The following is a 25,865-nucleotide window of genomic DNA, read 5'->3' on the forward strand; positions in this document are numbered from 1 at the left end:
TCATTTGGAGTGGACTGATGATTTCTCGCAAACTCGCCGTCTTTGGATTGGCTTTCACACTGGGCTTGTGCGCGACGCACGTCGCCGCCGCACCGACCCTCGACGCCTTGAAGGCCGAAGCCGAAATCCGCAAGCTCGAGGCCAAGTCCCGGCTGGAGGTTGACCGTCCCGGTGTGGCGTTCTATGAAATGGAGCAGAAGGTCACGACGGCCTACGGCACGGCGATGAGCGAAGGCGCAGACGCCTTTCAATCCGCGGATCAGTTCGTGAACCGCTACGCCGGCCTGTTCGGCGTGGAGGCCGAGACGATCGTTGCCAAGAGCCTCGAAGAGGGCGGTCCGACGTTTGTGCCGCTGATGTACGACAAGGCCACGGACTCGTACAAGTTCACACTCGTGACCTACGAGCAGCAACGCGACGGCGTTCCGGTCTTTCACAGCGATTTCCGCGTTCTGGTGCGCAATGAGCCGGGGTTCCCGGTGGTGCTGGCGCGCTCGAGCATGCACCCGCTCGGCGACTTTGCCGTCCAGCGGGCCGGCGCGAATCCCGATCTGGCGCGCGAGTCGGCGCGCCGGAAATCGGCGCGGCTGACCAAGTTCAGCGACATGGAAGAAGTGATCTTCGCCGGCGAGGAAGAGCGCGACGCCGTCCCGACGCTGGCATACAGGTTCACGGCCGAGAGCGACGATCCGTTCAGCCCGCAGGGGTATGAGCGACATCTGTTCGTGGCCGATGCGATGACCGGCGTGATTCTCTATGAGGAGAACTGGGTCATCACCGAGGACGTTTCCGGCCAGGTGCAGGGCATCGCCACGGACCTCGTTGGTGCCGACATCTGCCTGCCGGAGAACCCGCAAGGGCTTCCCTACGCTCGCGTCAACATCACGCCCGGCGGTGCGAACGTCTACGCCGATGCGAACGGCAACTTCACAATTCCCAACGGCGGCGTCACGCCCGTCACCGTCGAATCCGGCGTACGCGGCCGGCGGTTCATCGTCACCGATCAGGCCGCCTCGACGCCGATCCTGTCGACCAACGTCACGCCGCCCGGCCCGGCCAACTTCCTGCACAATGCCGCCAACACCAACGAGTTCACTCGCGCCTCGGTCAACGCCTACCTTCAGGCCAACGTTGTGCGCGACATGGTACTCACCTACAACCCGGCCTACCCCACGATCGCCAACCAGGTCGACTTCCCAATCAACACAAACATCAACACGACCTGCAACGCTTTTTACAGCCCGCTGACCTCGATCAACTTTTACCGCTCCGGGGGCGGCTGCGCCAACACGGCCTTTGGCGACGTCGTCCATCACGAGTACGGTCACCACGTGGTCCAGACCGGCGGCAGCGGCCAAGGGGCCTACGGCGAGGGCATGGGCGATTGCATGGGTGTGATCATCACCGATCAGCCCGCCCTGGGCATCGGTTTTCAGAACAATTGCTCGACCGGCATTCGCAACGCCAACAACAACTGCAACTACCAAACAACCGGCTGCTCCAGTTGCGGCAGCGCCATTCACACTTGTGGACAGCTGATCTCCGGCTGCGTCTGGAACACGCGAAACGAACTGGCGATCACCAACCCCGGCACGTATCGCGACATCATCGGCTCGCTGACCATCAACAGTGTCCCGCTGCACACCGGCACAAGCATCACGCCGCAGATCACCATTGACTTCCTCACGCTCGACGACAATGACGCGAACCTGAACAACGGCACCCCGCACTACAACGAAATCGCCGCCGGTTTCGGTTCGCACAACATGCCGGCGCCCGTCCTGCCGGCGCTCTCCTTCAATTACCCGAATGGCCGCCCCACGCTCGTGCCACCGAACACGCCATATGTGATTGATGTCGTGGTACAACCGCTCACCGGCACGCCCCAACCGGGCACCGGAAAGCTCTTCTACCGAATCGGCGGCAGCGGCCCGTTCACCGAAGTCGCCATGACCCAGCACGCGCCCAACGAGTACGACGCCACGCTGCCGGCGACGCCTTGCCCGCAACTGATTCAGTACTACGTCTCGGCACAATCCACGACCCTGCAAACCGTCACCGACCCCTTCAACGCCCCGACCGGCGTCTATAGTGCCACATCGGCGTCATCTATCCAGAACGTCGTCGCTTACAATTTTGAGACCAACCCCGGCTGGACGGTCTCCTCCACCGCCACCGACGGCCAGTGGGACGCCGCACCCGGCATTCCGGTCAACTGCAATCGCGGCGATCCCCCCAGCGACTTTGACGGCTCCGGCCGATGCTGGCTGACGGACAACAGCGCCGCCAACTCCTGCAATTCCGACGTCGACGGCGGCGCCACGACGCTCACGTCGCAGAACTTCGACTTGAGCACGCTGTCCAGCCCGGTCGTCCGCTACGCCCGCTGGTATTCCAACCACACGGGTGGCGCCCCGCAGGCCGACACCTTCAACGTCGAGGTCTCCGACAACGGCGGCGGCAGCTGGTCCACGCTGGAGATCGTCGGGCCCTCCACCGCGTCGCCCAATCCCGAAGTCACCGGCGGCTGGTTCCTCAAGGAGTTCCGCCTCGCTGACCTCGCAAGCTTCAACGAAACCACGACCCAATTCCGTATCCGTTTCGTCGCGTCCGACGTCGGTACCGGAAGCGTCGTCGAAGCCGCCATCGACGCTTTCGCCATTGATGACTTCGTCTGCACCGTGCCCTGCGGCGCGGCCACGGGCGATCTCAACGGCGATACCTCGATCGACGGCCAGGACGTCTCGTCGTTTACGACCGCCCTGCTCGGTTCGCCGTCGCCCGCGCAAATCTGCGCCGGCGATTTCAACACCAGCAGCGCCCTCGACATTGGCGACATCGACGGCTTTGTGACCGCGCTGCTCACGCAGCCATAACACATCGCAACGTGTGCCGGGTCTGCTGTGCGGACCTGGTTCATGTGCGACGCTGGGCCAGCCCGACTGCCAACTCCTTTACAAAGGGAGAGTCGGGGTCAGGGCCAGCGCTCGGAGGAAAGCGATTCATAAAGCCTCGCCGCTCACACCCGGCGAGGCTTTTTTATGCAGATCGGACGAACGCACGCGAAAGACGGGCTGCGGGGCCTCGATTAGCATGATGCCCAGCCCGCGGTTGGATCGCGCGCCCGTTAACCCGGAGACCCGTCGCCATGTTCAGGTTGTTTCGATCCGTGCCGCTCGTGCTGGTGTTCATCGCATTCATGCAGGGGTTTGTGCAGGCCACAGAGAAGGACGCCGCGCGGTGGCCGCAGTTTCGCGGGCCGCTGGCGTGCGGCGTGGGCGAGGGGCAGACGACGCCGATCACCTGGGACGTGGCCCAGGGGACGAACATCGCGTGGAAAACGCCGATCGCCGGGCTGGGCTACTCCTCGCCGGTCATCTGGGACGACCGTCTGTTCATCACGACAGCCGTCAACACGGAGCTGGACAAGGTCGAAGTGAAGGTCGGCCTGTACGGCAACATTGAGTCACTGGACGAGCCGGAGTCGCACAGTTTTCGCGTGTTGTGTCTGGATCGCAGGACGGGCAAAGTTCTGTGGGACCAGGAGGCGTGCAAGGGCGTGCCCAGGATCAAGCGTCACGCCAAGAGCAGCCATGCGAATTCGACGCCGGCGACCGACGGGAAGCACGTCGTCGCGTTCTTCGGCAGCGAGGGGCTGTATTGCTACGACACGCGGGGCAAGCTGCTTTGGAAAAAGGACCTGGGACTGCTCGACTCGGGCTTTTACATGGTGCCCGATGCGCAATGGGGCTTCGCCAGCTCGCCGATCATCCATGACGGCCGCGTGATCGTTCAGTGCGACGTGCAGAAGAACTCGTTCCTCGCGGCACTGGACATCAAGACGGGTGACGAAGTGTGGATCACGCCGCGGAACGACGTGCCAACGTGGAGCACGCCGACGGTGGACGCGAGCGAAGGCCGCACGCAGATCATCGTGAACGGCTTCAAGCACATCGGCGGATACGATTTCACGACGGGCAAGGAGCTATGGCGGTTGCGCGGCGGCGGAGACATCCCCGTTCCGACGCCCGTGGTGTCGAACGGATTGGTATATATCACCAATGCACACGGGAGCATGGCGCCGGTGTACGCGATCAAGACGAGCGCGTCGGGGCGGATCCGGTTGGCCGCGTCGGGCACGAAGGACAAGCACGTCGCGTGGTGGAGCGATCGCACGGGCAATTACATGCAGACGCCTGTCGTCTATAACGGGCTGCTTTATTGCTGCCGCGACAACGGGGTGCTGACGTGTTTTGATGCCGCAACAGGAGAACAAAAGTACCGCGAGCGTCTGGAGAGCGGAACGGGCTTCACCGCGTCGGGCGTCGCGGCCGACGGCAAACTGTACTTCACCAGTGAAGAGGGCGAAGTCTTCGTCGTTCGAGCGGGGCCGACCTTCGAGCGCCTGGCGAAGAATGAGCTGGGCGAAGTCTGCATGGCGACCCCCGCCATCGCGGACCACACACTCTATTTCCGCACGAACGGGCACGTCCTCGCCGTGCGCGAGAAATGACCCATAAGGCCGCCGCGCGGTAACCCTCATATGGATTTCCTGCCACGTTTGCGACGCACAACGTCGAAAACCCGGCCATCGCGATGGGAAACCGCCCGCTTTTCGGACGCCCCATCCCTCCATTCTGTTACGTCAAAACGACCATTCGCCTAGCCGATATCGGCACATTGACGCATCGCGCCGCCGGGCCTCCGACGGCGACGGCATGCCTCTTGTCGCAACAGCGTCACTTGCGCAGCGGTCGCTCCTCGCACGGCCGAGGCAACCATGAAATCGTTCAGCCTGATATCCCTCTGGATCATCGCGATTGCCGCGGGGTACTTCGCGCTCGTGAACTACTCCACGACGCCCAAGCCGGAGCACGCGGCGTGCAAGCGTTGGCCGGCCGATACGCCATTGAGCCTCGATCCTCATCGCCCGACCCTGGTCATGTTCATTCACCCCAAATGCCCGTGCAGCATCGCCAGCCTCCGGATGTATGAACAGGCCGTGGGTGACCGCCCCGATGGGATGCGGGCTTGGTTCGTCTTCACGAAGCCTGCCAACGAGCCGGATTCGTGGTGCCATGGCGCAACGTGGGACATGGCGGCCGAGATTCCGCTATCCAAGCGATGGGTGGATGTTGACGGCCAACTCGCCGCGCTGTTCGGAGCGATCTGCTCGGGTGAGATTTACATCTACGGGTCCGAGGGTCGCTTGCTTTTCCACGGCGGCGCGACCGGCTCGCGCGGGCACGAAGGCGACTGCATCGGCACAGAGGCCATTCACGCCATCGCGCGAGGCCGACTGCCGAAACAGGATAACTCGCCCGTGTTCGGATGCCGACTCGTCCTTCCCCATGAGGTGATCCGCTCATGAACGTACCGATGACCTTGCCGATGACGAATGAAACAATTCGAGCGCGCGCCGCCGAATTGCACAAATCGTACCTGCATCGGACCTACGTACAGACCGACCGGCTTTTCATCGTTCTGATGGTTCTGCAATACGTCGCCAGCATCGTGCTGGCCTTCTCGGTCACGCCCCTCACGTGGGACGGCGCCACCAGCCGCCTGCATCCGCATGTGTTGGCGGCTCTGATCCTGGGGACGATTGTCGTCATCCCGCCGGTCTGGCTGGCTGCCACGCGGCCGGGCGAAACGCTGACGCGCCACATGATCGCAGCAACCCAGTTGATTCAATCCGGCCTGCTGATCCAATTCACCGGCGGACGAATCGAGACGCATTTCCACGTCTTCGGCTCGCTGGCGTTTCTGGCGTTTTATCGTGATTGGCGCGTGATCGTCACGGCATCAGTCGTCACCGCGCTGGATCACGTCATTCGCGGGTTCTGGTGGCCCTACTCGGTCTACGGCACAGCGGTCGCAGCGCCGTGGCGATCGCTCGAACACGCGTGGTGGGTCTTGTTCGCCGATGTTTTCTCGATCCGCCTGTGCCTGCGCAGCGTTCGGAACATGGCGCAAACGGCCTTGAGCACGGCCCAGTTGGAGTACGCCCACGGCGAGTTGCAAAGACTGCTGAAGGTGCGGACGGCACAACTCGCCAAGAGTGAGAACACGATTCGCGACCTCTGGCAGCAGGCGGCCGACGGGCTGGTCCTGGTTGACGCGTCCAATCGCATCGTGCACGTCAATCCGGCCGGTCTGCGCATCGTGGGTTACGCGTACGAGCAGTTGGTGGGGCAGTCGCTGGACGTGATCCTCGGAGCGTCGGAAGCGCGGCGCATCACGCAGCTCATCCGCTCCCTGGAAGAATCAAGCGCCCGGCAATCGTTTTCGGTCATTGAAGTCGCGCTGGTTCGCCGGGATTCGACAAGCCTGGATGTGGACATCAGTGGCGGACCGATTCACCTCGGTGACCAAACCATGATCGCATTGACGATGCGTGACATCACGCAGCGCAAGAAAGCCGAACGGGCCATGGCGGAACAGGCGCAGCAACTAAGACAGCTGAATGATGAATTAAAAGCCGCACAGCAGCAGGCCGACGCCGCCAATCGCGCCAAATCCGAATTCCTCGCCAACATGAGTCACGAAATCCGCACACCGATGACCGCCATTCTCGGTTTCGCGGATGAACTCGCCCAACCGGGGTTGACGCGAACCGAGCAGCTCGACACGATCCAGACGATCCGGCGTAACGGCGAACACCTGCTCGCGGTGATCAATGATATTCTGGACCTCTCAAAGATCGAACAGGACAGCCTGCCGATCGAGTACGGACGGCACAGCCCGGTGGAGCTGTTGAGCGAAGTCTCGTCCATGCTGCGCGTGCGCTTCGATGCCAAAGGTCTGGCACTCGACGCCGAGTTCATCGGGGAGATTCCCGAGACGATTGAGACGGACGCCATGCGGCTGCGACAGATTCTGATTAATCTCATCGGCAACGCCCTGAAGTTCACGGATTCCGGCGGGGTCCGCGTCGTCACAAAATGGCAGCGCAAGCCGGAGAACTTCATCCAGTTTGACATCATCGACTCGGGCATCGGCATGACCGAGCAGCAGATACGCGAACTGTTCAAGCCCTTCACCCAGGCCGACGCCTCCATCGCTCGCCGGTTCGGCGGGACCGGCCTCGGGCTATACATCGCGCGCAAACTGGCGAACCTGCTCGGTGGTGACGTGTACGTTGCATACAGCACGCCCGGCGTGGGAACGTGCATCCGTGCTTATGTTCGTTGCGGTTCGCTCGAGGGCGTCCCGATTCGCTCGGGGCACGAGCTGTGTGTGAATGTGGTTAAACCGTCCACCGAGGAGGTGGCGACCGCTCCGGAGAAACTTGATTGCAACATCCTGCTCGCGGAAGACGGTGAGGACAACCAGCGATTGATCCGCCACATCCTCGAACGAGCCGGCGCGACCGTCACCATCGTCGAAGATGGAAAAGCCGCCGTCCACAGCGCTCTGGCCGCCCGGCACCTTGGCAAACCATTTGATGTCATTCTCATGGACATGCAGATGCCGCTTATGGATGGCGCGTCCGCCGTGCGCCATCTGCGTCGTCAGCAATACACCGGTCCCGTCATTGCCCTCACCGCGCACGTCATGACCGGCGAGCGCGAACGCTGCCTGGCAGCCGGATGCGACGACTACGTCTCCAAGCCGATCCACCGACCGTCGCTCTTCAAGGCGATTCGCAAGGCCCTCGCGCGCCGACAGGCCGCGGTTTCGCCGGTTGAAGCGAGGAGTACCGCCTGAATTGACACGCCGCGGCCTGCGTTCGAGCATATCGGGGTGACCACGCGATGGATCATCCCGATTTCGCTTGCGGTTTTTGCCGTCATCTCCAGCGCCCTTTGGGTGTGGCTTTCCCTGACTCAACGACATGTTCTCGTTGAGCGCGTGATCCTCGATGAGCTGGACGCGCTGCACGCGCCGAGTCGAGCAGCCCCTCCAATCACCGCGGCAGCGCCGCCCGCGCCGTCGAAGGCCGATCGGATCCGGCCAACAGGATTGCGCGGTTCCTCGCCGCGACGCGCTGCCACGCCTTCGGTGAACTGGGGGGCACTGGCCGACCGAATGGACGAGCAATCGGTTCGTATGCGCCACCTCGCGCGCGATACATCCTACGCGCGGGCCGCGGCAGGATGGGCGCATCTCGACGCCGATCGGCCAGTGGCCGCACTCGCGGAATTTGATCGAGTCCTCGCCCGGCACACGGATGACGCCGGCGCGCTGAAGGGCCGCGCCGAAGCGCTTGCGCGACTTCGGAGATATGACGAAGCCGTCGCCTCGCTCCTGCGTGTCACGCGGTTGCAACCCAGCGACGCGGACGCGCGATACAACTGCGGCGCACTGCTCTATCGCCTTTCGCGGTTCATCGAGGCCTCGGAGCAGTTTCGAGACGTGGTCGCGCTGCGCCCCCATGACGCGCGCGCCTGGTTCAATCTCGCCGGGCTGGCCCAGCGCGACGGGCGGCTGACCGAAGCCCGCGACGCATGGATACGATTCACGACCTTGCAACCTGATGTTGCCGAAGGCTGGTTCAATCTCGGCCTCGTGCGCTTCGATCTGGACGATCCCATCGGGGCGCTGTTTGATTTCACCTGTGCGGCCGCGCTCGATCCGAGTGATCCCGACATGCGTCTGAATATAGCCGCGGCGTGGGAAACGCTGGGCGACCCCCAGGCCGCCCACGAATGGCTGGCCGGGCTCCGCGCCCTCCACCCGTGTGATCCGGTGATCGAGCAAGCCCTGAACGATCTCGAAAGGTCGCTTCTGCACGCGCCGGACGACGCCGCGATCGCGTCCCCGCCGATCGTGTTGCCCCAAAGGACCGCCGCCCTTCCCACCGATGGCACGCAGCCTTAGAATCCGAGCCTGTGAAAGTTGTAACAATCACCCCCAACGAGGTTAACGCACGGTGGAGAAAACACTTATCATCCTCAAGCCCGACGCCATCCAGCGCGGGCTGGCCGGACGGATCATCACGCGCTTCGAAGAAAAGGGCCTGCAAATCGCTGCGATGAAGGCGATGAAGGTTTCCAAGGATCTGGCGGAGAAACACTACGCCGTCCACAAGGGCAAGCCGTTCTATGATCGGCTGGTGCAATACATCACCAGCAGCCCGGTGATTGTCATGGTGTTGCAGGGCGTGAACGCCATCGCGATCAGTCGCAAGATGATGGGCGCGACGTTCGGCTCGAAGGCCGAACCGGGAACCATTCGCGGCGATTTCGGCGTCTCGAACAGTTTCAACATGATCCACGGATCGGACTCGCCGGAAGCAGCGGCGTTCGAGATCGGTCTGTACTTCAAGCCCGAAGACCTGTTGAGCTACGAGCGCGCGTCGGAGAAGTGGATTTACGACGTATCGGGCGGCGCGCCGGAGTAAGACCTCATGCAAGTACGATTCACCTGCCCGGCCTGCAAGCATTCGCACGTGCTCGACATGCCGGAGACGACGATTCACATGACTTGTTCGCGCACCGGCAAGGCCCTCGAGTTGGTCCTGGGATTGGGCGGCGAGGTCAAGTCGAAGATCATCGGCGCGACGGCTGAAACAGGCGCCGCCGCGGAAAGTCAAGCGGCTGAAGAATAGCCCGGCCCCGACTCGAAGGATTTCAACCCGGACACCCCACCATGAGCATCCTGGTCGATAAAAACACACGCGTCATCACGCACGGCATCACCGGCAAAGCCGGCGCCTTCCATACGAAGCAGTGCCTTGAATACGGCACGAAGATGGTCGGCGGCGTCACGCCCGGCAAGGGTGGCACCAAGAGCGAGCACGGCCTGCCGATCTTCGACACGGTGGAGAAGGCCGTGCGTGAGACCGGCGCGAACTGCTCGATGATCTTTGTCCCGCCGCCTGGCGCGGCCGACAGCGCCATGGAGGCGGCGGCCGCCGGCATCAAGCTGATCGTCCTGATCACCGAGGGCATTCCGGTGCAGGACATGATTCGCGCGCGCAAATTCATCGACGAATGCGGCGCGCGGCTGATCGGCCCCAACTGCCCCGGAATCATCACGCCGGGCCAGGCCAAGATCGGCATCATGCCGGGCTACATCCACAAACCCGCCGGCGACAGCGGCAAGGCCATCGGCCTCATCTCGCGCAGCGGCACGTTGACCTATGAGGCCGTCTGGCAATGCACGACGCGAAACATCGCGCAGACCACCTGCGTCGGCATCGGCGGCGACCCGGTCAAGGGGCTGAACTTCATCGAACTGCTTGAGTTGTTCGAGAAGGATGCCCGCACCGACGCGATCATCATGATCGGCGAGATCGGCGGCAACGACGAAGAAAACGCCGCCGCCTACATCAAGAAAAACGTCAAGAAGCCCGTGATTTCCTTCATCGCCGGTCGAACCGCTCCACCCGGCCGCCGTATGGGTCATGCCGGCGCGATTATCTCCGGCGGCCAGGGCACGGCCGATTCCAAAATCGCCGCACTCAAGGCCGCGGGCATTCACGTGGCGGATTCACCGGCCGACATCGGCGCCGTCACTGCGACCGCGCTGGGCCTGGCCTAAAGAGCCGATTGCGCAAGCGATCGAATTCTCCATCGCGGCGCATCGCCGCCAGCGAGCAACGCACCATGTCAGAGCAATTGGTCGGCAAAGTCCTCGCCATCGCCCTTCGGGACGCTGACAAGACCGTCATGCACGAAGTCGCCGACGCAACCGCTATCGAGAACGGCGGCCTCGTGGGCGACCCGCCATCCAGCCCGGACCGCGGCGTCACGCTCCTCGCCTCGGGCCAGTGGAAACTGGTCACCGATCAACTCGGCGCCAACCTGCCCTGGTGGACGCGGCGGGCAAACGTGTTGGTGGAAGCGGACTCGCTGGCGCATCTGATCGGCCGTCGCGTACAGATCGGCAACGTGGAATTGCTGGTCATCGCCGAGACGAAGCCGTGCGGACTAATGGACAAGCTGCACAACGGCTTGCGCGCCGCGCTCGCGCCGGACGTCCGAGCCGGAGTCTACGGCCGCGTCGTCAAGGCGGGGTCGTTCCGAATCGGCGATGCCGTGACGCTCGTCTGATCGCCCCGATCCATCGCTTCCCAAAGATCCGATCGTGCCGGCGATCGAGGACCAACGTGTGCCGTCGGACTGGTTCGATTGCTCGCGCAATCGGCTCCTTGCCGCTACGCCGCCGGGACGAAGATCGCCGTCAGGATGGCGGTGAGGATATCGAGTGGCACCTGAAAGATCGCCGTGAAAACGTTGACGAAAATTCCCTGAAACGACGTAAAGATCAGATCCAGTGCAAAGTTCATTCTTTGTCCTCGCTCATACCAAAGCGCCCTGCGCTTTGCTTCGTGTCAGAATCGAAACGACAATCCCACGCCCGTGAAAAAGTCATCGGCCTCGTGGTTCAGTCCGACGCCGCTGCGGATATCCAGCTGCACGTCGTCGGTGATCAGGAACGTAAACCCGCCGTTCGCGTAGTGCGCCGCATCGGTCCCGCGATCATTCGGATACAACCCGAAGTACTCCACGTACATCCCGACGCCTTCCGCCAGCGCGTAGCCTAGCGTGAGCGATGCCGCCGGCTGCACGAATCGCCCTCGCTCGCTCATCAGCACGGCCAGGTTCAGGTTGCCCGCCAGCGAAAGCCGCTCCGTCAGTTCGTACGCCCAGAGAAGCTTAACGCCCGGTTCCACGTCGCCCGCGGTCTTGTTGTCGCTGCCGGTCGGCACACCGAGTTCGGCGATCACGCTCAAGTCCGGGATCAGCCCGTCGGCATCGGTGATGTGATACTTCGTGCCGATTGACAGGTCCATCTCGCCATCCTGATGATCGATGGAGCGCACGCGCCGGCCGGCATCGTTCACCTCACCGAACATGCTCTCGGTCAGCGACATGCCCAGCCAAACCAAGCGCAGTTCGACATCCTTCACAACACCAACGCGCAGCAGATACTCCGGGAAGAGATGATCCGCCGATCGCACGCCATCGTCGTCGTTCGCCGTGAAGGTGTAGCCGCTTTCCAACTGCACGCGCCCGCGCGGCACTACGGCCGTCGCCTCGGTGAAATCCGGCCGGTCCGTCACGATCGGCCCATCGAACGGATCGGCTTCCAGCCCGAGGAAATTTCGCGACGGCGTCGCGGCTTGCTGCTCCGCCTGTTCGCGGCTGGACGCCCGCTCGGCCGGCGGCGCGGCGACCGGGCCGTCCGTTGCATCCTGCGCCGCCGCGCATACAGTGACGCAGAAGCTTGCCAGCGCGGCAAGGCCGAAAGCTCGAAACGTTCGCCGAAAAGTATCCGTTGCCATAATATGTAGCCAAGGCTACATCGGTGACCGGCGCCTGTCAAGCCTGCCCGTCACCGCCGGGAACCCCGTCCTATGCTGACCTCCGCTGACTACGCTCCGCTGCCGCCCCAGTCCGACCCCTATCAGAAAACGCTCCTGGGCCGATTCGACCGGCGATTTCTCGGCCTGCCGTACGTGCGCGTTGCCCTCGCGATCGGCCTGTTGGCCGCCCTGTTTATCCCCACGGTCCAGTTCTGCAAACGCATCCAGGAGATTGATACGAGCCTGTTCCGGGCGGAAGGCTCGCGCCATCGCACCGCCCTGGGGCGCTGGCTCCCCACGATGGAACTCGTCTTCCAGGGCAAGGACGCCGCAAATCCCTACGGCTACGGCCACTGGTTCCCGACGCCGCCGCCCGTGCTGCTGGCCGCCGCGCCGCTGGCCAAGCTCGGCTACTTCGGCGCGGGCGTCGTCTGGTCCATCGCGAAGCTCGTCGGGTTCTTCGGCGCGATGGCTTATTTCGTGACGGGTTTTCGCGTGACCGGCCGCACCGTGCCCGTCGGCGTGCTGCTGGTCGCCGCGGCATTCTCCATTCGGCCGGTCATCTCCGACATCCAGCACGGCAATCTCAATCTCTTCATGCTGATTTGGCTGGCCCTGGCATGGAGCTGCTTCGTGCGCGGGCGCGACGTGGCCGCGGGCGTGTTCGTCGCGCTGGCGATCGTGACGAAAGTCACACCAGGATTACTACTCGTCTATTTTCTCTACAAGCGGCAATGGCGGATCGTCGCAGCGACGCTCGTCGCGCTCGCCGTGCTGCTCCTGCTCCTGCCCGGCCTCGCGATTGGTTTCGATACGAACATCGAGTGGCTGCGCACCTGGTTCGACATGCTGGCCCGGCCATACGCGCTGGAAGGCTTCGCCACGATCGAGATCGCCAACCAGTCGCTCTACGGCACTCTCTTGCGCACCCTCGGCAATGCAGGAATCCTCTCCCTTGAACACATGCCCGCGCAGCGCGCGTTGCAAGCCGGCATGGAAGACATGGCTCGCCCCGCCACCGCCCTGGGCCGACTCCTTCGCCCGGCGATTTCGCTAAGCATCCTGCTCGCACTCGCGTGGCTCTGCCGGGCGAAACAAATGGCGACTTCCGGCTGCATCGATACGCCATCGCCCTCCAAGGGAGAGGGTTGGAATGAGGGTAAATCGTCTCACGCTTCTTCGCCAACCCGCGCACGCTCCAACCCGGCCCTGTGGCTGGAATTCGCCATCGTCCTCGTCGCCATGCTGCTCATGAGCGAGCGAACATGGAAGCATCACGCGACGACGCTCCCGCTTGTGTTTATCGCCGTCTGGTACGTTCTCGTCACCATCGATTGGACCAACCGATTCCGGGCCTGGTTCGTCGGCGGCCTGGTGGCACAGCTCTTCCTGCTCGTCGTCGGCAGCGAAGGGCTTCTCGGCGACGACGTCGCCGAAAAACTCCTCGACGGCGGCTTGTTCTGCTGGGGCCTCGTCCTGTGCGGCGTGCAGACGGGGATTCTGCTGCATCAGCTTCGATTGCGATGCGGATAGGAGGTTCGCCCACGCCACCCACGCTGCGATCTTGCCAAGCTGCGGGCGTGTCCGGGTCGCAGTCGCCTGCGTGCCATTGCTTGAAGCAGTGGCACCTACTCGCAGCTACCCTCGCGGTGGAAATTAAAAGGGATTAAAAGGGACATTCTGAATTATTGACGGGGGCTGAGGGATTAAAAGGGACATTCTGAATTATTGACGGGGGCTGGCTCTTCCGCTACAGTGCCTTCATGCCTCGAACTGCTCGCGCCTCGGTCGGCGGTGTTTGTTATCACGTGATCAATCGCGGCAACGGCCGCGCCCGTGTCTTTCACAAGGATCGGGATTTTCAGGCGTTTGTCGAGTTGTTCGCCCCGGCCTGCGAGCGGCTGCCGATGCGAATCTTGGCGTATTGTCTCCTTCCGAATCATTTTCACTGGTGCTCTGGCCGCGCCACGACGGCGATTTGTCGCGCTGGATGCAATGGCTGATGACCGCGCGCAGGTCCCGGCGCTATCACCAGAGCCACCACAGCAGCGGCCACGTCTGGCAGGGGCGATTCAAGGCGTTTCCGATTCAGCAGGACGGCCACTTGCTCGCGGTGCTGCGATACGTCGAGCGGAATCCGCTGCGGGCCGGATTGGTTCGCGCGGCGGAGAAGTGGCCGTGGTCGAGTTTAGCGGTTAGACTCAATAACATGGGGCCGGCGTGGCTGCATCGCGGGCCGGTCGATCGCCCGCGCGACTGGCTGGCGCGCGTGAATCGCCCGGAGTCGGCGGCGGAGTTGGAGGCGTTGCGACGGTGCATCCGGCGCGGATCGCCGTTCGGCGGCACGACCTGGACACAGCGCACCGCGTCGCGGCTGGGCCTGGAATCCAGCCTTCGCCCCCGCGGCCGCCCCAGAACGGAGACGGAAAAGTAGAATGTCCCCTTTAAAGCCAGCACGCGCTCTCCGGCGGTAGCGAAGTATGGCGGAAAAGATGCGGGCAAGATGGCCCACTACATGGTAAGATGGCTCAGCCGCCGGGGAGAGCCCGGTCCCTGGAGCGAAACGGCCAGCGCGACGGTGGGGGCGTAGAACGCCATCTTTCAGGTGCATGGAGACGAGCGAGCGATGAAGAGCCTTTCAGACCGGACGCTTTGGGACGACCTTGGAACGGGCGGGCCGATTGCGGAAAATGACCGGTTCCTCAAAGAACAACTCATTACGTACATTGGGAACAAACGCCGCCTTCTCCACACCATTGAACGGGCACTTCGGCGGGTGCGCAAGCGGCTCGGTAAAGACAAACTGCGTATTCTAGACGGGTTCGCCGGTTCTGGGGTCGTCTCCAGATTCTTCAAACAGTATGCCGATCTGCTGGTATCAAATGATCTGGAGCATTACGCGAAGGTCATTGCCGATTGCTACCTCGCCAACCGAAGCGCAATCGACTTCGACGCCCTGCGTGACCATCACCGTTTCGTCGCGCAAGCCGCCGAGACGCTCCCCGTGCGCGACGGCTTCATCCGGCGTTTGTACGCCCCGAAGCGCGATGACGCCATTGAACCCGGCGATCGGGTGTTCTACACCACCGACAACGCGATGCGGATTGACTCCATGCGGCATCGGCTCGATTCGGTCCCAGAGGAATACCGCGTGTTCCTACTCGCGCCGCTGCTGGCCGAAGCGTCGGTGCACAGCAACACGTCCGGCGTGTTCAAGGGATTCTACAAGAACGCGAACGGTGTCGGACAGTTTGGCGGAACCAATCGGGACGCCTTGACTCGCATTCTCGGAAAAATCGAATTGCCGTTCCCGATTTTCAGTCGGTTTGAATGCGACGTGGATGTGCGACAGGAAGATGCGAACAAGGTCGTTCGGGTGCTGCCTGAACTGGACGTGGCGTATTTCGATCCGCCCTACAACCAGCATCCGTACGGTTCAAACTACTTCATGCTGAATCTGATCGTCACCAATCAGGAACCATCCGAGGTCAGTCGGGTTTCTGGCATCGCACAGGGCTGGCAACGATCAAATTACAATAAAAGGTCAGAAGCCTTCAAAGCCCTTGCAGACCTCGTCGAGCACACGCTGGCGTCGCATCTATTGATCTCATACAATAGCGAAGGCTTCATCTCACGTGAGCAACTTGACTTGCTGTTGCGCAAGCATGGGCGTGTCGAGGTCATCGAGACGGTTTACAATGCATTCCGAGGCAGTCGAAACTTGAACGGCCGCTCCATCCACGTCAAGGAGCAGTTGTTCCTCGTCGAACGGCACTAACGCATGGCCAAGAAGGACCAACTTCGCGGATTGCGCACCGGCACGGTGATCAACGTCACCTCGAAAGCCCAGGAGAAGGACATTGAGCGCGCGCTGAAAAAAGTCGTCGAACGACTGCACAAGTTCGCACCGATCGCGCTGACCCACGACAAGGAATGGAAACTCGACGCGATTTGCTCACACTTAAGAAAGCACTTCCCTGACGTGGATTTCCATTGCCACTTCGACAGTAGCGCGATCCGCCCCGATGGCGGCATTCTCAGAATTGTCGCCAACGATGGCGAGCAGTTTCCGCTGCTGATTGCGGAGGTCAAGAACCAAGGGACGAACGATCTGCGGGCCAAGGAAGGTCTCCCGAAGCAGGCAAAGGGCAACGCCATTGAACGGCTCGGAAAGAACGTGATCGGTCTCCGAACCGCCTTGCGGAGTGAGACTATTTTTCCATTCGTCTGCTTCGGCTATGGCTGCGACTTCGCCGACGATTCGTCGATTCTTGATCGCGTCAGCACCATTGCCATGTTCGGCGAATTGAACAGGACCTACCTGCACGCGCTTGGCCCGAACGGAATCTTTGATCGTGGCAGTTTCTATTTCCGCGAGGGCGAATGGACCGTGGATGAGATGGCAGAGATTCTGTTCGATGTCGCCAAGCGAAGCGCGCAATACTACTTCTCGAAATACGGCGAGGAACGTTTTCTGCCCGAGAAGTGAAGGACTCTGGCGGCCGGCTCCTCGCGTCGCAGCAGCGACAGCACGGCCTCGGTTCGCTGCTCCACCGTCAGATTCGATTGTCTTCCCATCGTGTTCGTCCTGTCCCGTCCTGCCTCACGTCCGACCCAGCATTTTCCACCCCCCGGCCGCCCCTCACCCAAACGGGCGGTTGGGGGGTGGAAAATCCTCCAAAGTCTATCACGACCAGATTCCAAGGAACTGCGAACGATACACTGACAACATCATGGATCCAGCACTTGAATTTGAAAAACTTCCACCTGGCCGCCACCAAATCAATGATCCGTCCAACCCGAAACGTCAGCGAATCGTAGTCGTACCAGAAATTAGAAATCGAGGGAAATTAAAAGGGACATTCTGAATTATTGACGGGGGCTGGCTCTTCCGCTACAGTGCCTTCATGCCTCGAACTGCTCGCGCTCGGTCGGCGGTGTTTGTTATCACGTGATCAATCGCGGCAACGGCCGCGCCCGTGTCTTTCACAAGGATCGGGATTTTCAGGCGTTTGTCGAGTTGTTCGCCCCGGCCTGCGAGCGGCTGCCGATGCGAATCTTGGCGTATTGTCCTTCCGAATCATTTTCACCGGTGCTCTGGCCGCGCCACGACTGGCGATTTGTCGCGCTGGATGCAATGGCTGATGACCGCGCAGGTCCGGCGCTATCACCAGAGCCACCACAGCAGCGGCCACGTCTGGCAGGGGCGATTCAAGGCGTTTCCGATTCAGCAGGACGGCCACTTGCTCGCGGTGCTGCGATACGTCGAGCGGAATCCGCTGCGGGCCGGATTGGTTCGCGCGGCGGAGAAGTGGCCGTGGTCGAGTTTAGCGGTTAGACTCAATAACATGGGGCCGGCGTGGCTGCATCGCGGGCCGGTCGATCGCCCGCGCGACTGGCTGGCGCGCGTGAATCGCCCGGAGTCGGCGGCGGAGTTGGAGGCGTTGCGACGGTGCATCCGGCGCGGATCGCCGTTCGGCGGCACGACCTGGACACAGCGCACCGCGTCGCGGCTGGGCCTGGAATCCAGCCTTCGCCCCCGCGGCCGCCCCAGAACGGAGACGGAAAAGTAGAATGTCCCCTTTAAAGCCCAATTGACTTTAGATCCCGATCACTCGTCGTAGAAACTGCAACGCTTCTCCCTCATTGATTGCAGAATCGGGGCGGAGGATCAGCTCATTGATGGCCTCGCCTTCAAACTGCGTAACGCCGCGTGAATTCCTTCCGGACCAGTGCTTGAGCACAATCGTAGATTGCAGGAGCCGGTTCTGGAACATCGAGACCAATACAGTGTTCACGATCTTTCCCGGATCGACCCCTACAAAATAGAACATGAAGACTGAACGAGGGGTTGCCAAGAACGCGAGCATTTTGTCGAGGTTGTACGCCTTTGGATTCGAATTGAGGATCATGATCTTTGTTTTCACATCCGTTTCGGTATCAAATCCAGTGAAGGATCGGCGATAGTCACCAAGTGAGTTGTCCGTCTTGAAAGCAGGGATGCCCTTATCGCCTGCCCTCAATGCAATAACGAGCTTCTGCCGCATCGATTCGTCCTCGCCGGCGATGAGGTATTCGATGATCCTCCCCCGTACGTTGACATTCTCGATGAGCGCCGCAACTAATATTTCGGTCTTGAACTTTTCTACTTGAGCATCCAATTCGGCTTTGAGGGCTGCGCAATGATCTGACGCGATGAATAGCGCGGCGCGTCGTGGCGCGGCGAGAATCGTCGAAGTCGAGGCCTCGTTCACGCTGAACTTGCTTCCTGTTGGCGTGATATTGTTCGTTGCCTCGACTAGGCGAGCAAGATTCCCTTCGAATCCGATCGCTGAGTGTATGTCAAACAATCGACTGATATTCTCGGCAGAATTGCTGATTCCTTCGAATTCTCTGGCGATGTCTGATCCGTTGAAGCTACCCCTGATGTTATTTTCTCGGAGCTCTTGCGAGCTGTGGCTGATTTTCTTGAGGAAGGTTGTGTTGGCGAGCATGCAGTAATTTGTGGTCGGCGTAACCAAGCAGACGACAAATGGACGATCGTCATACTTCTGAAGCGCCGAGAGCGACAACACGGTGTTCCCGAAATTCGGGCCGCGCGATGAACTGAACCGAACGGCAAAGTCAGCACAGTAATAGACTGACCGATCTCTGGTTAGGTGAAACGCGTCGGCGACGGTGCGAGTCAGCCGTGCTTTGTCATTGATCCCATCCTTGGCCCTGATTAGGCCTACTAGCTTCTGGAGGCCGTCACTCATTGAAGAGTCCCTGTAGGCTTTCCGAGCACAATCTGTGGGCCTCGTTTAGTCGCTGCTCACCGGCCGTGTTTCTCTCCCAGAAGACTCCGTCAGAATACCCTTGAATACTTGGGGCAGTTTCTGCAAGCATGAGTCGTTTCAACGCCCAGCAGCAATAAGTCTTGTCAAGTTCAATGCCACAGAACCGACGACCGAGCTTCTTGGCGACGACGGCTGTTGTGCCACTTCCAAGAAATGGATCGAGTACAAAGTCTCCTGGCCGGGAGCTTGCTAGGATCAACTTTGCGATCAGCTTTTCGGGTTTTTGAGTGGGATGATCCGTATTCTCCGGCATGGACCAAAACGGAACTGTGATGTCGGACCAAATGTTTGAAGGATGGGTAAGCCGATAGTTGCCGCTCAATGTCTCTTCCCAATCCTTCGGTTCACCGTTTTCGGTGCGATAGGGCGCGATCACGCGCCTTTTCAGCTTCACGGAATCGACATCAAAATGATACTGTTCGCCGAGTGTGCAGAACCAAATGTCTTCGGTGTTGTTCTTCCAGTTTGCCTTGGCTCCGCGCCCTTTTTCTCTCTCCCACGTAATGCGATTCCGCACATGGAAGTGCTTGTCCAAGACGGGAAATAGGAGTGTAGAAGTTTGCCAATCGCTGCAAGCATAGACGGTCGCGGTTGGCTGAAGCATCGGCAGGATGGACGATACGATCTTGTCAAACCAGCGAGTGTATTCCTCGGATTCCTTTGATCGGAAAACGTGACCATTGTAGTTTTTGGTCAGATTGTATGGCGGATCAAGAATCACAAGGTCCGCAAAGGCCGCCGGGAGGAATTCGCAGGCCTCTTGAAAATCCTGATTGAGGACGCGATTGGTGATCGAATCAGTTTGGACGAAACTGGCAAGACGGAGTAGGTGAGGCGAAAGCTCGGCCAACTCGGCATCGCTACATGTGAGCGTTCGGTTTCGTGGCGCCCTGTCGTTCATGTGGCCGCTTCGCCTCCCACAACGATCTGTCCAAAGCCCCGGCTCCGCGGCTGGGGGAATCGACGGTGATTGTATCTGTCTTGGCTCACAGTTCAACTGGAATCTCGGGACGGTATTTTGTGAGAGACTTCGCGGCCGCTACGCCGCGGCTTGAGTCAGCTTGTCCAGCTTCTCCTTGGCGGCGCGGGCCCAGCCCTGCCAGCGTGGCAGGTGGGGCCTGACTTGGCCGGTGTACACCTCTTCCGGCGTCACCGGGTCGCCGCCCGGCTCGGGGATCAACGCCCAGTGCGGCCGGAGACGGTTGTAACGCTCGCGGAACTCGGCCAGGCACGATCGGGCGTGGGCCGGGTTGTCATACAGCCGCCAGTACACTTCCTCCTCCTTCAGGGTGCGGTGGAACCGCTCCAACAATCCCAGTTGCGTCGGTGTGCGATAGCGGATCCGCACCTGCCGGTAATCGTGCTTCGTGAACGCCACGAACCGCCGGGCGATGAAGCTCGAGCCATTGTCGGTCACCAGGAAGGGCGGCCTCTTCAGCGGTCCGCACAACCGCTCGGCCTCGGCCCGGGCGATGGCCAGCGCCTCGGTCGCGGACATCGCGCTGTAACTTGAGGTCAGATGCGCCGCCAGCAGATAGCGACTGTAGTAGTCGATCACGGTCACGGCATACCACCAGCCGAAGCCGGGAAGGTGCACGTAAGTCACGTCCATCTGCCACAACTCGTTCGGCCCGGCCGGCAGCAGCTCGAACAGCTTGGCCGCCTGGTACAGCTCCGCCGCACGCGCCTTGCGCTTCTGCAGCAGGCCGTGTGCTTTCATCAGCCGGTAACACTGTCGATTCGTGATAGTCAGGCCGGTGCGACGGCACATGACGGCGATCCGCTTGTAGCCGTACCAGGGGTTGGTCGTGGCCATGGCCACGACACCGCTTTCGATCGACGCCGGGATAGATCGGGCCGGCGGACCGGGACGCTTTCGCTCGGCCGCCGGCCGGTGATACCAGCTGGATGCTTGAATGCTCAACCATTGCAGCACGCTCGTCCGGCGTGACCGGGAGTGCTCCTGGAGTCCCTGATCCACCAGGTCGCGGGTCTCTTGCTTCAGGGGCACTGGCCCGAAAGCTTTTTTAAAATGCGGTTGGCGATGGTGATCTCGCCGATCACCTGGTCACGCTGTTCCAATTGCTTCTTCAACTCCGCCACCTCGCGCCGCGCCGGATCGGCCGGACCGCTGCCGCTGGTCAGGCCGGCCTTGCCGGCTTCCAGGAACAGGTCGCGGTAGCGATAGAGCGTTGGCTCGGCGATGCCGTAGCGCCGCGCGATCTTGGCGGCCGGCTCCTCCCGCCGCAGCAGCAGCGACAGCACGGCCTCGGTTCGCTGCTCCACCGTCAATCCCGATTGCCTTCCCATCGTGTTCGTCCTGTCCCGTCCTGCCTCACGTCCGACCCAGCATTTTCCACCCCCCGGCCGCCCCTCACCCAAACGGGCGGTTGGGGGGTGGAAAATCCTCCAAAGTCTATCACGACCAGATTCCAAGGAACTGCGAACGATACAAACTCACTGACGGTGTGGCGCTTCTGGCAACTCGTGCCGCAAGACAATGGTCGATGGAACGACAGGGTAATCGAGAACACAGCGGTACACGTCGAAGCGCCCCGCGTCCCAACCCAATTCATTGAGGACGTGTCCCACCAGTTTGGGGTACTTCGGAACTCTAGGCACATGCAATACCGAAGTGCCTCGTCCAAGATACGATGTTGGTTCACAAATGTCCAACTGGTCTCGCACTCTATTGGGCGATGGATAGAATGTCCGGCGGAGATTTTCGCCGTACACAATCGATTCAAAGTTGATTTCCCCAAACGTATCCTCACGGATCAACATATCGATGATGACGCTCTCCGTTGGAATGCAGATGTTTGCGCAATTCTCACCATAGTGATTGTGCATGTCGCGATAGCGCGCTGCCAAGCCTCGTACGGCATATGCCTCCACGAAGTCAATTGCAGCTGTGTCGCCGACACCGGATCCTGACAATTCGTAGTTGAGGAACCCTCGATCAGATTCGAGCATCTCGATTGATGGTATTGGATGAGTGCAAAACGATTCGAGGAGGAACAGGCCGTTGCAGGAATGTGAACTTGGTGATACAGCTTCGTAGGTAAAAATACGACGACCCTCCGTATCGTACTCGGAGCTCATCATCCGTGCGATGGTAAGCCGCCCACTGTCACAAAGCTTTCGCAAGCTCTTGAAAGCGTGAACAGAGACAAGATCAAGTTTGTTGGGGTCGTGGTTGCATGGTTGCACGATGCCACACTTGATGTAGGTGCGCACTTGAACCCCCCAAATGAAGCTGTTGCCGCGATAAGCCATGCGCCGATGCACCAAATCAACCGTTCGTCGGTCCGTTTTGGCGCACGCGGTCAACATCATCTCAAGCGACGTGCGGTCCCCCGCGTGAACTCGGACCAGCGTTTCAAAACCGCTGAAAGCATCAAGGGCACTTTCGATTGCCGATACAGGCGCGCCTACACCTTGCGCTGCACTCAGAAACATCTTGAACGCAGCCGCCCCCGGAACATACTGGGTCGCCGCAAAGGGATCAGTGCTTTGAACGACTTTCACGATACGCCAAGCCAGCTTTTTATCGATGTGTAGCTGGCGTGCCAGGGAAAAAGCTCGCCCATCATGTTCATGAATCGCATCAAGCACTTCCCCCAGTGACCCTTGGAGTTGCCGTAACGTGGCCTCGGCATCCTGAATAAACTTATTCATGGTTTCGGGCGATTTTACAGGGCTTAATACTGCATCGCTACGTTCGTCCACCCGTTGAGAAACCTCGCCGACCGGAGAAGCCTACAAAGAAGCATTCGGAATCCCGATCGGCACTACCGTAAAGTTCCCCACGTATAGTAGACACCGTGGTTAAGAGATTCTATGCCGCGGCTTCGTAGTCGGCCAGGCTTCGACAGCCCAGGCTCGAGTGCAGCCGCTGGCGATTGTAGAACGCCTCGATCGATCCAAAGATGGCCTGCCTGTGCGTGTCCGCACGCAGACAGGCCTTCCTGGCGTCACCCCGCGTGGCATACCGTGCCTCGTGGACCAGTTCTCGTTTGAGTGTTGCAGAGAAGCTCTCCATGACCGCATTGTCATAGACTTCGCCCCTGCGGCTCATGCTGCACACCATGCCATGTGCCGAGAGCATCAGCTGAAAGACCCCGCTGGCGTACTGGCTGCCACGATCCGAATGATGTATCAGCCCCTTCGGCGGGTTCCGCTGCGCAATCCCCATCGCCAACGCATCGATCACCAGATCGCGGGTCATCCGCTCACGAATCGACCAGCCCACGATGCGTCGCGAATACCGATCCAGCGTCGTGGCCAGATACAGCCAGCCTTTATCCGTGGGGATGTAGGTGATGTCGCTGACCCACACCTGGTTGGGCGCACTGCGCTCGAACTCGCGAGCCAACTTGTTCTCGGCCACGGGCAGGCCGTGCGATGAATCCGTCGTTTTCACCTTGTACTGGCTGCGACGGGGTCATGCTTTCAGGCCGTCCTGACGCATGATTTTCGCCACCGTGTTCACACAGCAGTTCACTCCGTTGGCCTTGATCGCCGCGTACCTGCCTGTGCGCTGCACGCAGACAGGGCGGTAGAGGGCGTTGACCGGAATGTCCAGGTCGGCCGCCACCTCGGGAACCGTCATCCCCGGCTGGGCGGCCAACTCAACGGCCTGTGACTTTGAAATCCTTGACATACCGTCTGCGGGCCTTTTCCTGACTCACGGAACACCTCCTGCGAGTTCCATTGTCTCGCTTCTGGGTGTCCACTAACAGTGGGGAACCTCAAAAAAACGAAGATTATGGGACATCACCCATCACCCTTCTGGCACGCATAAAGCTCAAATAATACTCGGTGCTTGACCCACTAATCATTGGACTCGACGTGCAGGAATAGTTCCAGAAAAATTGCTTGACATTCATCTCGGAATTTTGTTATGCTGGCAGCTGTCCTGTAGGTAGGGATTCCGACTTGCGGAGGGGTGCTTCGGTGAAACGGCGTCTTCATTCTTTGCTTTGTGGCAGGATTGAGTTCGCACCCGTGCCGTTTTGCCAAACTTGGAACAAGGAGCGATGAGATGTCCAAAACAATGGGCAATGGTCAAAGCGGGTCGGCGATGATCCGTTTGTGGGCTGTCGGGCTTGCATTCGCGAGTACAAGCGTGCCGGCGCACGCCGGGATATGGACCTTCACACATCTGACCGCACCTAATGCCACTCAATCTCAGGTTCGGGGTGTGTCCCCAGGCGTCGGGCAGCAGAGTGGGTACGTTCGCATCGGCAGCAACTGGAGAGCCAGCACATGGAACGGGTCCACCGCCACTTGGACTGACCTCCACCCCGCTGGTGCGACCCACTCCTTCGCCCACAAGACCGACGGCATCCAGCAGGTTGGCGACTTCTCCGCTACTGGAATTGTCGCGCACGCAGCGCTGTGGAGCGGCACTGCCGCGTCGTTTGTCGATCTGAATCCGGCCGGGGCGACCACTTCTTTCGCCTCGGATGTCGAGAACGGTATTCAGGTTGGACGGGCCAACGTCGGTGGCGTGTTCCAGGCAAGCGTGTGGAGCGGGTCGGCGGCGTCCTGGACCAGCCTGCACCCGAGCGGTGCAACCCGTTCGGCCTTGTTCACCATGGACAACGGGCAGTTCGCAGGCTTTGCTGAGTTCGGCGGACCTGGGCGAGCCAGCCTGTGGACCAGTGCGTCCCCGAGCTCGTTCGTCAATCTCGACCCAGGCATCGACCCAAGCTGGATCTCCGAAGTCTGGGGCATGCAGGGCGGGCAGCAGGTGGGTGACTACGGACCGTTGATCAACGGTTTTAGCGCGGCGTTGTGGACCGGTTCCGCGGCCTCGTACGTGAATTTGATGCCCGCCGGCGGCTTGGAGTCCAGCGCGTTCGCCGTTCACTCTGGATATCAGGTTGGCTATACGAACTTCGGTAGTGGAGCGGTCGCGGGCATTTGGAACGGGACTGCGGCGAGCTGGGAAGACCTGAGCGTCAATTTCCCGAGCTCATTTGGAATCCACGTCAGGTCCTTCGCACGCGATGTATGGACAGACGGGAACACGCTCTACGTGGCGGGGTACGGAGAGTTCTTCGACCTAAGTACGTTCACACAGACGCAGCAGGGATTCCTGATGACGCGGCCCATCCCCGAGCCGGGATCTGCCTTGATGATGGCGATCGCGGGAATCGCCGCGATCCCTCGTCGTCGCCGCGATCGCCGAGCAGCCACAGGTCGCCGGGCTGGGTGACCGCCGCATCCGGCGGCTCGGGTACGTCGTCGGGGTCGGTCAGCCCCGGCTTCACGCCGGGGTAGAGCAGCATGGCCAGCTCGTCGGCGTCGAATCCGAGCAGCGACCAGGTGATGCCGGCGTCCTTCAGCTCGGCCAGCTCGATCGGCAGCAGCTCCAGGTTCCACTCCGCCAGTTCGGCGGTCTTGTTGTCGGCGATGCGGTACGCGCGGACCTGATCCGGCGTCAGGTCCGTGGCGACGTGGACTGGAACCTCGGTCAACCCGAGCTTCTGCGCCGCCCGCCAGCGCGTGTGCCCGCAGACGATGACGCCGGCGGCGTCGACCACGATGGGCTGCCTGAACCCGAAGCGCCGAATCGACTCGGCGACGGCGTCGACCGCCGCGTCATTGATGCGGGGAGAATTAAAGGGGACATTCTACTTTTCTATCTCCCTGGGGCGGCCGGGGGCGAAGGCTGGAGTCAGGTCCAGCCGCGATGCGGAGCGGTGTCCAACTCGGGCCACCGACCGCGACGCGAGCAGTTCGTGGCAAGAAGTTACTTTTGC

The 25,865-nt window shown here is 61.0% G+C and carries 21 protein-coding genes and 2 pseudogenes; 14 read left to right on the top strand and 9 right to left on the bottom strand.

Annotation, left to right across the window (positions count from 1 at the left end):
* Positions 1 to 17: 17 nt before the first annotated feature.
* The 9 genes from HRU71_02885 (at position 18) to HRU71_02925 (ending at position 11,000) form a co-directional block, all read left to right on the top strand.
* Positions 18 to 2,876, top strand: a complete 2,859-nt coding sequence (locus tag HRU71_02885; protein ID QOJ02492.1) for a hypothetical protein — start codon at positions 18 to 20, stop codon at positions 2,874 to 2,876.
* A gap of 272 nt (positions 2,877 to 3,148) precedes the next feature.
* Positions 3,149 to 4,513: a PQQ-binding-like beta-propeller repeat protein gene (locus tag HRU71_02890; GenBank protein ID QOJ02493.1), complete on the top strand. Its 1,365-nt coding sequence runs from the start codon at positions 3,149 to 3,151 to the stop codon at positions 4,511 to 4,513.
* Positions 4,514 to 4,780: 267 nt separating this feature from the next.
* A complete protein-coding gene (locus HRU71_02895) occupies positions 4,781 to 5,371 on the top strand; it encodes a hypothetical protein (GenBank protein QOJ02494.1) in 591 nt (196 codons plus the stop codon).
* Positions 5,368 to 7,710, top strand: coding sequence for a response regulator (locus tag HRU71_02900; protein ID QOJ02495.1), 2,343 nt, complete (start codon positions 5,368 to 5,370; stop codon positions 7,708 to 7,710). The genes HRU71_02895 and HRU71_02900 overlap by 4 nt, the downstream gene beginning before the upstream one ends.
* A 36-nt stretch (positions 7,711 to 7,746) precedes the next feature.
* Positions 7,747 to 8,823 (top strand): tetratricopeptide repeat protein, encoded by a 1,077-nt coding sequence (locus HRU71_02905; GenBank protein QOJ02496.1) that lies wholly within the window; start codon positions 7,747 to 7,749, stop codon positions 8,821 to 8,823.
* 52 nt (positions 8,824 to 8,875) lie between these two features.
* On the top strand, positions 8,876 to 9,346 hold the full coding sequence (gene ndk, locus HRU71_02910) for a nucleoside-diphosphate kinase (protein QOJ02497.1): 471 nt from the start codon (positions 8,876 to 8,878) through the stop codon (positions 9,344 to 9,346).
* A 6-nt stretch (positions 9,347 to 9,352) separates the two neighbouring features.
* On the top strand, positions 9,353 to 9,553 hold the full coding sequence (locus tag HRU71_02915; GenBank protein QOJ02498.1) for a hypothetical protein: 201 nt from the start codon (positions 9,353 to 9,355) through the stop codon (positions 9,551 to 9,553).
* 41 nt (positions 9,554 to 9,594) lie between these two features.
* A complete protein-coding gene (gene sucD / locus HRU71_02920; GenBank protein QOJ02499.1) occupies positions 9,595 to 10,488 on the top strand; it encodes a succinate--CoA ligase subunit alpha in 894 nt (297 codons plus the stop codon).
* A 65-nt stretch (positions 10,489 to 10,553) separates the two neighbouring features.
* Entirely contained in the window at positions 10,554 to 11,000 is a 447-nt protein-coding gene (locus HRU71_02925; GenBank protein ID QOJ02500.1) for a hypothetical protein, read from the top strand.
* A gap of 281 nt (positions 11,001 to 11,281) precedes the next feature.
* Here HRU71_02925 and HRU71_02930 read toward each other — a convergent pair whose 3' ends face one another.
* The gene (locus tag HRU71_02930; protein ID QOJ02501.1) at positions 11,282 to 12,235 is read right to left on the bottom strand and encodes a transporter; all 954 of its coding nucleotides are present in this window, start codon (positions 12,233 to 12,235) and stop codon (positions 11,282 to 11,284) included.
* Between the two features lie 72 nt (positions 12,236 to 12,307).
* On the opposite strand from HRU71_02930, the gene HRU71_02935 reads away from it, so the two are divergent.
* The 5 genes and pseudogenes from HRU71_02935 (at position 12,308) to HRU71_02955 (ending at position 17,829) form a co-directional block, all read left to right on the top strand.
* Positions 12,308 to 13,789 carry a DUF2029 domain-containing protein gene (locus tag HRU71_02935; protein QOJ02502.1) on the top strand — a complete coding sequence of 494 codons (1,482 nt, stop codon included), beginning with the start codon at positions 12,308 to 12,310 and terminating at the stop codon, positions 13,787 to 13,789.
* A 230-nt stretch (positions 13,790 to 14,019) separates the two neighbouring features.
* Positions 14,020 to 14,690 (top strand): annotated as a pseudogene (locus tag HRU71_02940) (transposase).
* Between the two features lie 192 nt (positions 14,691 to 14,882).
* Positions 14,883 to 16,034 carry a DNA adenine methylase gene (locus tag HRU71_02945; protein QOJ02503.1) on the top strand — a complete coding sequence of 384 codons (1,152 nt, stop codon included), beginning with the start codon at positions 14,883 to 14,885 and terminating at the stop codon, positions 16,032 to 16,034.
* Positions 16,035 to 16,064: 30 nt separating this feature from the next.
* Positions 16,065 to 16,745 (top strand): hypothetical protein, encoded by a 681-nt coding sequence (locus tag HRU71_02950; GenBank protein ID QOJ02504.1) that lies wholly within the window; start codon positions 16,065 to 16,067, stop codon positions 16,743 to 16,745.
* 462 nt (positions 16,746 to 17,207) lie between these two features.
* A pseudogene (locus tag HRU71_02955) lies at positions 17,208 to 17,829 on the top strand (transposase).
* A 27-nt stretch (positions 17,830 to 17,856) separates the two neighbouring features.
* On the opposite strand, the gene HRU71_02960 reads toward HRU71_02955, so the two are convergent.
* The 8 genes from HRU71_02960 to HRU71_02995 form a co-directional block, all read right to left on the bottom strand.
* Positions 17,857 to 19,014: a hypothetical protein gene (locus HRU71_02960; protein QOJ02505.1), complete on the bottom strand. Its 1,158-nt coding sequence runs from the start codon at positions 19,012 to 19,014 to the stop codon at positions 17,857 to 17,859.
* Positions 19,007 to 19,996 carry a site-specific DNA-methyltransferase gene (locus HRU71_02965; protein QOJ02506.1) on the bottom strand — a complete coding sequence of 330 codons (990 nt, stop codon included), beginning with the start codon at positions 19,994 to 19,996 and terminating at the stop codon, positions 19,007 to 19,009. Before HRU71_02965 ends, HRU71_02960 begins: the two co-directional genes overlap by 8 nt.
* Positions 19,997 to 20,134: 138 nt before the next feature.
* Positions 20,135 to 21,106, bottom strand: coding sequence for a transposase (locus tag HRU71_02970; protein ID QOJ02507.1), 972 nt, complete (start codon positions 21,104 to 21,106; stop codon positions 20,135 to 20,137).
* Positions 21,097 to 21,405, bottom strand: a complete 309-nt coding sequence (locus HRU71_02975; protein ID QOJ02508.1) for a helix-turn-helix domain-containing protein — start codon at positions 21,403 to 21,405, stop codon at positions 21,097 to 21,099. Before HRU71_02975 ends, HRU71_02970 begins: the two co-directional genes overlap by 10 nt.
* Before the next feature lie 147 nt (positions 21,406 to 21,552).
* Positions 21,553 to 22,824 (bottom strand): hypothetical protein, encoded by a 1,272-nt coding sequence (locus HRU71_02980; GenBank protein QOJ02509.1) that lies wholly within the window; start codon positions 22,822 to 22,824, stop codon positions 21,553 to 21,555.
* Positions 22,825 to 22,933: 109 nt separating this feature from the next.
* On the bottom strand, positions 22,934 to 23,518 hold the full coding sequence (locus HRU71_02985; protein QOJ02510.1) for an IS3 family transposase: 585 nt from the start codon (positions 23,516 to 23,518) through the stop codon (positions 22,934 to 22,936).
* Positions 23,519 to 23,539: 21 nt separating this feature from the next.
* Positions 23,540 to 23,758 (bottom strand): hypothetical protein, encoded by a 219-nt coding sequence (locus tag HRU71_02990; protein ID QOJ02511.1) that lies wholly within the window; start codon positions 23,756 to 23,758, stop codon positions 23,540 to 23,542.
* 1,417 nt (positions 23,759 to 25,175) lie between these two features.
* On the bottom strand, positions 25,176 to 25,712 hold the full coding sequence (locus tag HRU71_02995) for a ParB N-terminal domain-containing protein (GenBank protein ID QOJ04904.1): 537 nt from the start codon (positions 25,710 to 25,712) through the stop codon (positions 25,176 to 25,178).
* Between the last annotated feature and the right edge of the window lie 153 nt (positions 25,713 to 25,865).

Source organism: Planctomycetia bacterium, from assembly GCA_015200345.1.
Taxonomy (GTDB): Bacteria; Planctomycetota; Phycisphaerae; order UBA1845; family UTPLA1; genus PLA3.